Source organism: Acinetobacter albensis, assembly GCF_900095025.1.
In the GTDB taxonomy this organism is placed as follows: Bacteria; Pseudomonadota; Gammaproteobacteria; order Pseudomonadales; family Moraxellaceae; genus Acinetobacter; species Acinetobacter albensis.
Genome location: NZ_FMBK01000015.1, coordinates 21,449 through 33,931 on the forward strand (window position 1 = coordinate 21,449; position 12,483 = coordinate 33,931).

Annotated in this window: 12 protein-coding genes and 1 pseudogene; 9 read left to right on the top strand and 4 right to left on the bottom strand. The window is 39.2% G+C overall.

What is annotated here, in order from left to right; genetic code table 11:
• Window positions 1–76: 76 nt before the first annotated feature.
• Both GA0116959_RS12370 and fghA read left to right on the top strand, forming a co-directional pair.
• Window positions 77–1,489, top strand: a complete 1,413-nt coding sequence (locus GA0116959_RS12370; RefSeq protein ID WP_092720934.1) for a C13 family peptidase — start codon at window positions 77–79, stop codon at window positions 1,487–1,489.
• Window positions 1,490–1,501: 12 nt separating this feature from the next.
• Complete coding sequence (gene fghA, locus GA0116959_RS12375; RefSeq protein ID WP_092720935.1) at window positions 1,502–2,338, top strand: S-formylglutathione hydrolase; 837 nt, start codon at window positions 1,502–1,504, stop codon at window positions 2,336–2,338.
• A 54-nt stretch (window positions 2,339–2,392) separates the two neighbouring features.
• On the opposite strand, the gene GA0116959_RS12380 is transcribed toward fghA, so the two are convergent.
• Window positions 2,393–2,668 (bottom strand): DUF2218 domain-containing protein, encoded by a 276-nt coding sequence (locus tag GA0116959_RS12380; protein WP_092720936.1) that lies wholly within the window; start codon window positions 2,666–2,668, stop codon window positions 2,393–2,395.
• Between the two features lie 189 nt (window positions 2,669–2,857).
• Here GA0116959_RS12380 and rpe point away from each other — a divergent pair, with 189 nt between their 5' ends.
• From rpe to GA0116959_RS12415, 7 genes and pseudogenes are all read left to right on the top strand, one after another.
• On the top strand, window positions 2,858–3,544 hold the full coding sequence (gene rpe, locus GA0116959_RS12385; RefSeq protein WP_092720937.1) for a ribulose-phosphate 3-epimerase: 687 nt from the start codon (window positions 2,858–2,860) through the stop codon (window positions 3,542–3,544).
• Between the two features lie 410 nt (window positions 3,545–3,954).
• Window positions 3,955–4,407 (top strand): hypothetical protein, encoded by a 453-nt coding sequence (locus GA0116959_RS12390; protein ID WP_092720938.1) that lies wholly within the window; start codon window positions 3,955–3,957, stop codon window positions 4,405–4,407.
• Window positions 4,408–4,452: 45 nt separating this feature from the next.
• Complete coding sequence (locus tag GA0116959_RS12395; RefSeq protein WP_092720939.1) at window positions 4,453–6,306, top strand: copper resistance system multicopper oxidase; 1,854 nt, start codon at window positions 4,453–4,455, stop codon at window positions 6,304–6,306.
• On the top strand, window positions 6,293–7,231 hold the full coding sequence (locus GA0116959_RS12400; protein WP_092720940.1) for a copper resistance protein B: 939 nt from the start codon (window positions 6,293–6,295) through the stop codon (window positions 7,229–7,231). Before GA0116959_RS12395 ends, GA0116959_RS12400 begins: the two co-directional genes overlap by 14 nt.
• Window positions 7,232–7,446: 215 nt before the next feature.
• Window positions 7,447–7,764, top strand: coding sequence for a quaternary ammonium compound efflux SMR transporter SugE (sugE, locus tag GA0116959_RS12405; RefSeq protein ID WP_092720941.1), 318 nt, complete (start codon window positions 7,447–7,449; stop codon window positions 7,762–7,764).
• Between the two features lie 33 nt (window positions 7,765–7,797).
• The gene (locus GA0116959_RS12410) at window positions 7,798–8,277 is read left to right on the top strand and encodes a methylated-DNA--[protein]-cysteine S-methyltransferase (protein ID WP_092720942.1); all 480 of its coding nucleotides are present in this window, start codon (window positions 7,798–7,800) and stop codon (window positions 8,275–8,277) included.
• A 52-nt stretch (window positions 8,278–8,329) separates the two neighbouring features.
• A pseudogene (locus GA0116959_RS12415) lies at window positions 8,330–8,981 on the top strand (nuclease-related domain-containing protein).
• A gap of 70 nt (window positions 8,982–9,051) precedes the next feature.
• On the opposite strand, the gene GA0116959_RS12420 reads toward GA0116959_RS12415, so the two are convergent.
• The 3 genes from GA0116959_RS12420 to GA0116959_RS12430 all read right to left on the bottom strand — a co-directional run bounded on the left by GA0116959_RS12420 (window position 9,052) and on the right by GA0116959_RS12430 (window position 12,275).
• Window positions 9,052–9,990 carry a tRNA dihydrouridine synthase gene (locus tag GA0116959_RS12420; protein WP_092720943.1) on the bottom strand — a complete coding sequence of 313 codons (939 nt, stop codon included), beginning with the start codon at window positions 9,988–9,990 and terminating at the stop codon, window positions 9,052–9,054.
• Window positions 9,991–10,441: 451 nt separating this feature from the next.
• Window positions 10,442–11,596 (bottom strand): MFS transporter, encoded by a 1,155-nt coding sequence (locus GA0116959_RS12425; RefSeq protein ID WP_092720944.1) that lies wholly within the window; start codon window positions 11,594–11,596, stop codon window positions 10,442–10,444.
• A 76-nt stretch (window positions 11,597–11,672) separates the two neighbouring features.
• Entirely contained in the window at window positions 11,673–12,275 is a 603-nt protein-coding gene (locus GA0116959_RS12430) for a TetR/AcrR family transcriptional regulator (protein WP_092720945.1), read from the bottom strand.
• Window positions 12,276–12,483: the final 208 nt, after the last annotated feature.

Genomic DNA, 12,483 nt, shown 5'->3' on the forward strand with positions numbered 1-12,483 from the left:
AAAATAATATTGATAAAATGACCACTAAGCATACACTTAGGGGGTAAACCCGCGGGCGCAGCTAACTCTAAATCCTATGATTGACTTTAAACCCTCCATTAATTTTTGGCATGATTTTAAAAGTAACCAAACTGCAGGGATGTGGCTTTTTTTGGGGTCGCGCCGATCGTTACAAATTGTCCGTCCTTCGATTTTACAATTGATTTTTTGGGGGATTTTAGGCGGTAGTGCCAATAGTTTATTTAGCTGGTTAAGCTCTGGCGAGGTTGGCGATTTCAACCCGCAAGGTTTGATTAGTTATGCGTTGTGGCCTTTTATTGCTCTAATTGTTGGGATATTTCTTTCGCAACGGATTAATAATCCACGTTTAATGCTCGTGCCTGCATTGCTGTGGCTGGTGCTGGATACCCATATTGCTTTATTACAAAGTTTTATTCAGTACTTGGGCTTCATTGATATATTGCCTTATGTGTTCTATGACTATTTACCCATGATTTTTATGGTGCTATTTGTCTGGCAAAGTTTGGCTGTTGTGTGGGTTTTTTCACGTGAATTAAAATGGCCATGGTGGGAAAGAGCACTGATTGTCGCTGCTACGCTTTTTACTTTAGTCGTTTGGCAAATGTCAGTTAAAAGTCAACCGATTTGGAAAGTTGAAGAAATACCGCCAACCTTTGCTGAAGATGCTTTTTATGCGCAAAGTCGACTTTTAAATAAGTCCTTAGAAGCCGTGCAATATGGTGAGTTTGCACAATCGCACTGGTACTTTTTAGGTGTGGCAGGTGCCGGTTATCAAGATGTATTTAAATCTGAAATAGAACGAATTAAAGAACAATTTGATACACGTTTTGGGACTTTTGGTCGTTCACTTGCGTTAATTAATAATCCAGCGACACGAACTGAAACACCAATTGCTTCACGTACTAGCATGGAACTGGCATTACGCCGAATTGGTCAGCAGATGAATCGAGAAAGTGATGTTCTCTTTCTATATATGACTTCACATGGTTTATCTAACCAGTTTGAGATGGAAAATGCACCTTTAGATTTAAAGGATGTTGATCCCAAATGGTTAAAAGAAACCTTAGACAAGTCGGGTATTCGTTGGCGTGTGATTGTGATTTCAGCGTGTTATTCAGGCAGTTTTGTTCCTGCTTTACAAGATGATAATACCTTAATTATTACTGCATCTGCTGCAGATCGAGCATCTTTCGGTTGTTCAAATGAAGCCGATTATACCTATTTTGGTCGGGCTTTTTTTGATCAGGCCATGCGTGAAAACAATTCAATTGGTGCTGCATTTGAGCAAAGTAAGGCAACCGTAGCACAATGGGAAACGGCGCAAGGTTTTGAAGCATCTGAACCACAATGGTCAATCGGCAAAAATATGGAATTTATGCTGCCACAATTGGAACAACGTTTATTTCCAGCTGCAACAAACCTGACGCACAAAGTAGAAAACACGTCACTGAATGTTCAACCCCAATAAAGGACAATGACTATGCAATTAACCCAGCAGTATCGGTGTTTTGAGGGTGAGCAACGAATTTATACATTGGATTCTCAAGTCTTAAAAACTAAAACAAAATTGGGAGTATTTTTACCACCACAAGCTTTATTGGGACAGCCTTGTCCTGCACTTTTTTATTTGGCAGGTTTAACCTGCACGGAAGAAACCTTTAGCATTAAGGCACATGCACAACGTTTAGCCGCACAGCTAGGGTTAATTATGATTACCCCTGATACTTCGCCAAGAGGGGAACAGGTTGCAGAAGGTGATTCTTGGGATATTGGTCAAGGTGCAGGTTTCTATATTAATGCAACCCAAACGCCTTGGGCCGAGCATTATCAAATGGAAAGTTTTATTGCAGATGAACTGTATGATTGGGTCAACCAAAACCTGCCTATTCAAACCCAAAAAATTGGCATAATGGGGCATTCTATGGGTGGGCATGGTGCATTGACGTTGGCCTTTAAATATCCGGAAAAATTTAAGTCAGTGTCTGCCTTTGCACCGATTTGTGCGCCAAGTCAATGTCCATGGGGCGAAAAAGCATTTTCTCAGTATTTAGGTACTGAACAAAGTGATTGGAAAAAGCATGATGCAACAGCTTTGATTCAAGCCAAAGGTGCAGTATTTAAAGAAATTCTAATTGATCAGGGATTACAAGATCAATTTTATGCCCAGTTAAATCCTGCATTATTTAAACAGATGTGCGCACAAGTCAGGCAATCACTTACTTTGCGTGAACATGTCGGCTACGATCACGGCTATTATTTTATTCAAAGTTTTATTGATGAACATTTACAATTTCATATTGTACAACTCGAACATTAAAACTTAAAAATGTAGCAAATTTTGATCATAAAGGAGAATCTGATTCTCCTTTATTTATTCATGCTGCCAAGTGACGATAAACTCTTGCTGTGCCATACGGTTGAGATGGTCGAGAACTACTCTTTCCAAGTGGCTCAAATCTGTTAGGGTGCTCTCTATCGATACCAAGAGTGCATCTGATTGAGGTGTTAAGTTAACCGTTGCATCAGGCATAAAAATACTCAGTTTCTCTGCTGTTTCACTCACTTCAAACTTATGTTTCCAATGATTTAAAAGGCGTTTAGCGATACGAGCAGCTTCGGAGGTATTAATGGTTGTATTGCTTTTCATTCTCATTTACCTTGTGGTGTACAGCTAAAATAACAGATTAATGCGTTCATAAAAGTAAAAAAATGGAACGCAATGTTGCGAATTTGGAATAATCAATCTAAGGGTGTTAAACAGGATTGAATCACCGAATATGGGTACAATTTGTTATAATGTGCTAAATCAATTTGAATAGATTGTCAGGTTTTCCCTATGTCTAAGCCATATTTAATTGCACCTTCCATTTTATCTGCCGATTTTGCCCGTTTGGGTGATGAAGTTGATCGTGTCCTTGCTGCAGGCGCAGATGTAGTACATTTCGATGTCATGGATAACCACTATGTACCAAATCTAACTTTTGGTGCGGGAATATGTAAAGCCTTAAAAAAATATGGTATTCAAGCCTCGATTGATGTGCATCTCATGGTTTCACCCGTAGATCGTATGATTGGTGATTTCTTGGACGCCGGAGCAGACATTATTACCTTTCATCCTGAAGCGACGCATCATATTGATCGTTCTTTACAGCTCATCAAATCGGGTGGAGCAAAAGCGGGTTTGGTGTTTAACCCAGCGACACCATTACATTATCTGGATTATGTTCTTGATAAAGTTGATCAAGTCTTATTGATGAGTGTTAACCCTGGTTTTGGCGGGCAAAAGTTTATTCCTATGACTTTAGATAAACTGCGTGAAGCACGTAAAATTATTGATGCATCGGGGCGTGATATTCGCTTAGAAGTAGATGGTGGCGTAACACCAGCAAATATTCGCGAGATTGCCGAAGCAGGTGCAGATATGTTTGTGGCGGGTTCGGCTATTTTTGGTCAACCTGATTATAAAATGGTGATTGATGAAATGCGTTCAGAGCTTGCAAAAGTCGGTGCTATAAATATCTAGTTATTTTTATAAGCGAAATTGAGTCTGTGGATAAGTTTATGGATAACTGTATGGATATCTATGTAGATAACTATATGGATAACTTGTTTATTTTATAAACAATGCACGATCAATGGTTTAATAATTAGACGTTAAATGTATAAAAAGGATTCAAAATGAGTCCTTTTTTATGGTTTAAGTAATTCAAAAATATGGTTGTTTAATCATCGTTGTCTAAAAATAATGCTGTTTAAAAAATAGCTTTATTGTTTAATTAGGCATGATTTTATCTGAGTGTGATGGCATTCATATAAATTTAAAGAAATGTGTATAACTTAAATTTTGGTTCATTGATCAGATGAAGTAGATCAATTTTTTTGTTTAATGTTAAACTGCTTTAAATGTTGAATCGACCCATCAAGGATGAATCATTGCTGACTTCATTACGCAAACATGTTTGGTTTGTGTGCCTCATGGCTTTTGCCATTGGGTGGAGTAGCGCTGTCTTCGCCATAGTTAAACCAGTACATCAATCCATGATGACTGAGTTGAGTGTAAAACAGAGTCATGCAGAAATGTTGGCAATGTCGAATTGTCACGAGGCACAGACTTTACAAGTGCTTATACAACACGATGCTTCGCAGCATACGCAATCGCCAGTTGCTCTAGATTGTCACCTTTCAGCCAATGAGCAAATGCAGCATGCAAGTTGTCATGAGTGCGCGCAGTTGCATTGTCAAAGTTTAAGTACATGGTTAGATGTACAAACCATTAAATTATTCAATTTAGAAGAAATTCAACAATTACAACAATTCAATTTTCACTATTCAGCCCAGCATTTAAACGGTTTCTGGCAGCAAATTTTACGTCCTCCTAAAGCTTAATCTCGATTTAAAAAACATTTTCATTTTTAAATTACAGGTTAAGTCATGTCTATAAAATTAAGTCAAAGTCTCCTTGTGGGCGTATGTTTGGTGACATCCTCTTGGGTATGTGCCGCAGTTAAAGAATATCATCTGAATATTGATGAACAAACGGTCAACATTACAGGCAAGCCACTCAAGCGTATTACCGTGAATGGTCAATTTCCTGCACCGCTTTTAGAGTTTGAAGAAGGGGATGAAGCTGTTATTCATGTGCATAATAAGCTAAAAAATCAAGATTCCTCTATTCACTGGCACGGTCTATTGCTGCCTGGCTTAATGGATGGTGTACCCGGTTTTAACCAATTTAAAGGAATTAAGCCACAAAGCGATTTTATCTATCGTTTTAAAGTGCGTCAGAATGGCACCTATTGGTATCACGCTCATTCAAAAGGACAAGAACAGGACGGTTTATATGGTGCTTTGGTGATTTATCCGAAAGATAAAAAGCCCGTTGCAATACATGAACAAACAGAGCGTGATTATGTGGTGATGCTGTCCGATTTTCATGAATCGACCAGCGATCAGATTATGAAAAATCTGAAAAAATCAGCAGAGTACTATCAAAACGAGCGTGAAACCGTAGCCGATGTTTTAAAACAGGTAAAACGCGACGGTTTAAAAAGCACATGGCAGGATCGTTCCATGTGGAATCAAATGCGCATGTTGAAAACGGATTTGTCTGATGTTACTGGTTATACCTTTCTGATGAATGGTAAAACGCCTGAACAAAACTGGACGGGTATGTTTAAACCGAATGAAAAAGTCCGACTGCGTTTTGTGAATGCCTCCGCTATGTCATTTTATGATGTCAACATTCCAAATTTGAAAATGACCGTGGTAAGTGCCGATGGTCAGCCTGTTCAACCTGTTGTTGTCGATGAATTTCGTATAGGAACTGCAGAAACTTATGATGTTGTGGTGGAGCCAAAGGCCGATCACTATCAGGTTGAAGCAGAATCCATTGACCGTAGTGGATTTGCAATTGGTACATTGCATAATGGAGCCATTGCACAGGCACATGTGATGCATATGCCTAAAGCACGTCCACGTGCTTTGCTGACGATGGAAGATATGGGGCATGGTTCTTCGGATGATCATGGCAAGATGGATCATAAGCAGATGAACCATAGCCAAATGGATCATGGTCAAATGGATCACTCCATGATGAAATACGATTCTGCGCTAATAGATCGTACGAAAATGCGCCATGCCGAAGTTACTGATCATTCGCAACATCAAGTCAACTCTGATTCTACGCCACAGCAGCAGATGGATCATTCAGCACATGCAGCAGCGAAACCAACAGTGGATGATCAGGAACAGCCAGTTTATGGTTGGGCTAATGCTTCGACACCCGCAGGTCATAAAGCACTGCAATACAGTGACTTAAAATCTTTAGCCCCGCAAAAAGATATCCGTCCAGCAGAACGAGAACTCGAAGTTCGTTTAGGTGGCACAATGGAGCGTTATATTTGGACCATAAATGGAAAAAAATTTACTGAAGTAGAACCTTTACAGGTGAAATATGGTGAACGCATCCGTTTGAAATTTATCAATGACAGTATGATGGCGCATCCGATGCATTTACATGGCATGTTTATGCAGTTGGAAAATGGGCAAAGCAGCAGTCAACTGCCGAATAAACATACTTTGATTGTGCCGCCAGGTAAAACGGTAACTGCTTTGCTCACTGCAGATGAGTTAGGCGAATGGGCGATTCATTGTCACCTGCTGTATCACATGTCCTCAGGCATGATGAGTAAATTGATTGTGGCGAATGTAGATGGAAATCAAGCAGCAACGACACCCGCTACCTCAAGTCCAGTTAAGCAAGGAGACTCACATGCGCATCATTAATTTATTTACAATGAGCACATTGAGTGCATCATTCTTATTGCTCAGTGGACAGAGTTTTGCCCACGAAGACCATCAGGCCATGTCGATGTCTGAACCGCAGACTCAGCCATCAGAAGACATCCCGATGGATCACTCACAGCATCCAAAAATGTCAGCAGCATCCGAGATTTTTATTGAAGAAAAGAAAGTACCACCTCCACAGCATGCACATTTAGGCTCAGATGATTCTGCATATAAATCGGATCAGCAGTTTGATCATGCAGCGCATTTGAAAGAACATGGTGGACAAATTTATCAACAGACAACACTGGAAAGTAAGTGGTTGCGTAATGATGAGGGGCAGGGTGTATTAAAGTCCGAACTTGAGACTCGAATTGGGACGGATAAAAATAAAATTTTTATTAAAGTTCATGCCGATAAAGTGGAATCACAGCAAGCTGAATATGATACCAAACTGTTGTATAGCCGAAATGTTGCTGATTTTTGGGATGTACAGGCGGGTCTCCGTTATCGTAATGATCCAAATCGTGAAATTGATCAAGATCAAGTCGATGCCGTATTCGGTCTTCATGGTATGGCACCGTATTTTTTTGAAACGGATGCTTATCTATATATCGGGCAAGACCGTCAAGTTTCTCTTAATTTAGAAACTGAACGTGATCTGTTGCTTACGCAAAAATTGATTGTTCAGCCATATTTAGATATGAATATCATGTTGAGTGACGATTCCAACTATGCCAAAAAGAACGGTTTAAACTCAGTACAGGTGGGTGTGGAAACACGTTATGAGATCAATAAAAAGGTGATGCCTTTTATGGATCTGGCATACGGATATAACAAAGGGGTTCAAGAAACGGCATGGCAGAAATCATCGTCTTCTGAAAATGAACTATTCTATGGTGTAGGTATTCGTTTTAAATTTTAGATTAGTTTTTGTGCTGAAGAAAATACGACGGGTCAATGCCAGTCGTATTTTTAGTAGAAGAAGTGAGTCAAAAGATGTAAAAATTGTCCCCATTTAAACTCATTATTTATATAATAAGATGTTGTTGGAGGAACGACCTCCCTTGGCGTAGCTTTTGTTTAGCCAAGACAATTCGTCAGGACGACCTGACTCTAATTAAATGGAGCATAGTCGTCATGGCTTGGATTTTACTGGTACTCGCGGGAATTTTTGAAATTGTATGGGCATACACCATGAAAATTTCAGAAGGTTTTACACGGCTTACACCTAGCATTATTACCATCATTTTTATGATTTTGAGTTTTGCTTTGCTGGCCTATGCAATGCGTACTTTACCGCTTGGTACAGCGTATACAGTTTGGACAGGCATTGGTGCAGTAGGTTCATTTCTGGTGGGGATTTTTATTTTGGGTGAACCTGCATCTGCCATGCGTATGTTGGCTGCGGTTTTGATTGTTTCTGGATTAGTGTTGATGAAACTGTCATCATCATAAAACTGAATATAAATTTTACGACAGGAGAAGACAATGGAACTCGCTTTTATGGAAATGCCTTCTCCTGTTGGTATTTTAAAATTAGTCGCGACAAAAAATGCTTTAGTTGCGGTGCTTTGGGAAAATGAAAACCCAAAACGCGTTCGCTTAGCAGAATTGATTGAACAAGTGGATCATCCAATTTTGTTGGCAACCCAAAAACAATTAAGTGAATATTTTGCAGGTACACGACAGCGCTTTGATTTGCCATTAGATTTTGAAGGAACCGAATTTCAGAAGAGAGTTTGGCAAGCTTTACTGGATATTCCTTTTAGTGAAACCCGAAGTTATCGTGACATTGCTGAGCAAGTGGGAAATATCAAAGCAGTTCGTGCTGTGGGTGCAGCTAACGGGAAAAATCCAATTTCGATTATTGCGCCGTGCCATCGTGTAGTTGGTATGAATGGAAAGTTAGTCGGATTTGCAGGTGGGTTAGACAATAAAAAAATTCTACTTTGTTTAGAAAAACAATAATTTAAATCAAATAATCGTTATTATTCTATCTAAAATTAAAGATGGTAAAATAATGGAAACAATATTCGGTCAATTATTTTCAACCTTTTGGTGGATGATACTCCTTTTTGTTGGATTGGGTCTTTTTAAAGCCTTCACGCCATTTTTAAAAGGGAAATTTGGCGAATTCGCTGTGAGTGTTCATGCCAAAAAATACTTAACTAAAGATTATATTTTACTCAATAATTGTACTTTACCAGATGAGCAGTCGGGTACAACACAAATAGATCATATCTTGTTAAGCCCGTACGGCATTTTTATTATCGAAACCAAAAACTATAAAGGCTGGATTTTTTGGGGGTGAACGCCAAAAAATGTGGACACAAAAAATCTTTAAGAAGAGTTATAAATTTCAAAATCCACTGCATCCAAACTATAAACATCAAAAGGTTTTAGAAGCTGTCCTGATTGATATTGTTGCCTCTGAATATTTACATTCTGTGATTGTATTTATGCCTGATTGTGAATTTAAAACAGTGATGCCTGTGAATGTATTTAGAGGAAAGGCGTGGACTGACTATGTAAAATGTTTTAAAGATGAGGTTATTCCAGCGATAAAACTGAAACGAATTCAACTGCGAATAGAGAAAGAGATTCTGGAAAAATCTTGGAAAACAGACCGCTTACATGTTGCTAATCTGCAACAACGCAACGGAAAAAATTGATTATTGAAACATTCGGCTAGCCTATTCGAAACCTTTAAATAGGTTTTGAAGAATAGCGTCTAGGACGATCTTATTTAGCTGAATTACTTTGAAGCAGGTAAATAATTTCACTGAGTTGTTTGATACGTTTGACTTCATTCCATAGCATTTTTGCTTCAGGGTAATGCTTGGACATCATCCCAAGCCATTGTTTATAGCGTCCCACCATATTAATTTCTTTTTTATAAGGGCCATGTAAGAAACGAATTTGTAGGGCTAAAAGCTCATCCCATGTGATGAGCGGTTCATCTAAATTTTGGCGGATACATTGGGTCAAATCAGGAGTGGTGACTGCACCACGACCAATCATTAAATCGTTGCAACCTGATTCTAAACGACACTGTTTGGCATCGTTATTGGTCCAAATTTCACCGTTGGCAATTACATTAATTTTCAGTGCTTCACGAATGGGTTGGAGCTGATCCCAAAATGCAGGGGGCGTATAACCTTCGGCTTTGGTTCGCGCATGTACTGTTACCCAAGCAGCACCTGCATCTTCAATTGCATGTGCATTTTCTAAAGTAAAGTTTCTGTCCATATAACCTAACCGCATTTTTGCAGATACTGGAATGTGGCTAGGTACAGCATCCCGAACGGCTTTGACCAGTTGATAAACCACTTCAGGCTCATCTAACAGCACTGAACCACCACGGTGACGGTTCACAGTTTTGGCAGGGCAACCAAAGTTCATATCAATGGCAGGTGCGCCAAGTGCTACAGCGCGAATGGCATTGGCTGCCAGCATTTCAGGATCATTGCCTAGAAATTGTACATGTACGGGAGTGCCTGCCGCAGTTTTACCCTCAGTTAATAATTCAGGACAATAGGTGTGGTAAACGTGATCTGGTAAGACTGAATTCGTAACACGAATAAACTCAGTGACACACCAATCAAAGCTGCCAATATGGGTGAGTACATCACGCATGATCGGATCGGTTAAGCCTTCCATGGGTGCAAGGATAAGTTTCACAGAGGTGTTACCAATCAAATCAAAAAGTGGTGTTATACGTTTTTTTCAGGGAGATGTCTAGGAAAAGGGCTTTGAAATATTCTAGAGTGATATAGGTTTGACTATCGCTCTTATACTGAGGATATTGCAGGTGTTTTGTAGAGTTGAAACATTAAGTTGTTGAGACGAGTTAAAGTTTTATTTTTTATACTAAGCCCTGTTGTTTCATGCTGTTTTAAATGATTTCACCCATTTTCTAGTATCGATTTGAAAAGCCTTTGAATTTTTCGCTTGTCATTCGTTTACTAAAACCAGATAAGTAACAGTGAACCAGTTCGGGGCTAAATTCTTGAGAAGATTTAGCTATAAAAATGCATCCAGAAAATTAGAATAGAAGAGTCTAATTTTCTGGATGCAGATGAATTCTGCTGTTTTTTATTTTGCGCTCAGCTTTAATCTGATTTAAATAAGATTAAGACCAACCCCGTTGACGATGACGTATGTAAGGCAAAATTGAAACTAATGCCAACACGGCTAATACTGCACCAATCCACAAACCTGAACGTAATCCATAACCATTTGTAATCGCTAAACCACCAAGATAGGAGCCACCACCTAAACCAATATTAATTACTGAGGTGTGAACTGCATTGACCATAGGGCCTGGATGCGCAACACTGACAATTCTCGCCATCATGGCTGGATTCATTGGAACACCAGATAATCCAATCAAAATGATTGCGATGATCGCTACTGTTTTATATTCGGCAAAGATTGCAAAAGCGAACAAAGATATACTTAATACAGTGAGTCCGATGAGCATAATTTTAAGACTGTGATGATGTGCTAAGCGACCTGTAATTGTATTGCCCACAATATTTGAAAAACCAAATGCCATTAAAATAAAGGGTACGACTTGCATGCTAAACCCTGTAATATCGACCAATACAGGGACAAAATAACTAAATGCCGCAAAGCTTGCACCTAAAATTAAGCAACTTGTTGCACAGGCTTTCCAGTAGGCTTTATTTTTAAAGGCTTTGATCTCTTCTTCCATTTTGATTTGCCCACCACCAGTTACCTTAGGCAAGAGACGTACTAGAGGAATGAGACAAATAAACACCAACACAGCGACTAAGCCAAAAGTAATGCGCCAGCCCCATTGTTGATCAATCATCGTCGCAAGAGGGACACCAAACACAGTGGAAATCATAAAGCCGCCAATAACAATCGCTGCTGCTTGTGGACGATCATGATTCGGAACCATCGCCATACTGATGGCGAGTGAAAGGCTTAAACAGCCTGCACATAAAACACCCGTGACAAGGCGGATGACGACCAAAATAGCATAACTGGAGATAAAGGCACTTAAGCCTTGGATCACGACATAGAGTGCTAAAAGAATCAGTAAGACTTTTCGATATTGAACTTTATATTTGAGGAAAAAATAGGTGAGTACAGGCCCACCTAGCATGACCCCAAAGGCATAATATGAAATTAAATGTCCAACATCACCGACACTAATTCCAAAGGCATGAGATAAAGTGGCGGTCATACCAGCGACCATCAATTCTGCTGTGCCAATTGAGAAAATTGCCAGACCCAATATATATACTGCTAACGGCATTTTTTTAACGCATTCCTATTCTTTAACGATCATTACAAAATTTGAGGGTTTTATTTCATTTGTGCTGGTGATGCAGTTACAAGTTGGCTAAAAGGCCATTAACCACATCTTCCAGAAAACTTTTATCTGAAATATTTTTATTCAGTACACGTAACCCGTAGTAACCAGCTAAAAAGCCTCGCGCCATTTCAAGTGCTGAAGCTTTGCGACTGAATTCCCCATTAACTTGCCCTTCGACAAATACTGCGAGGAGAGAGTTCTCTAAGCGTTGTCGATATTCTTGATTCAGGCTAGAGACGGCCTGATCTTTATCTCCCATTTCCAAAGCAGAGAATAAGACCATAGCTTCGTGCTGTTCCGATTGTGAAAGATCTTCGGCAATCCCCCAAAGTAAAAGGGATCGTAATTGATCTTTGAACAGGCCTGACTGTTTGAGAATGGATAATTGTGCTGCCATGGTTTGTTCATGACTACGTAATAAAGCTTGTTCATATAAGGCCTGTTTGCTACCAAAAGCATTATATAAACTTCCTCGCCCTAAACCTGTACTATCACACAAATTTTGTGCAGAAGTACCTGCATAGCCATTGGTACTAAAAACGGCTACGGCGGCATCGATGATCTCTTTATCTTCAAACTGTCTAGGACGGCCTGGAAGATTTGATTTTTCATCACTCATGGATGATCCAGAGATGGGGTAAGCTGAGGGTGCATAGTAGGTATTTTGGAACGTTTTGTCAAATATTGAATCAATTTTTTTAATATTGGTTGAAATTATACTTATTTTAATATAAATCAATTGTTTATTTTTTTATAAAAGCCTTATTAAATTATGACGTTTCAGGTTTAATTAATATTTAGCCACTATTTCACAGCTTTCATTTGGT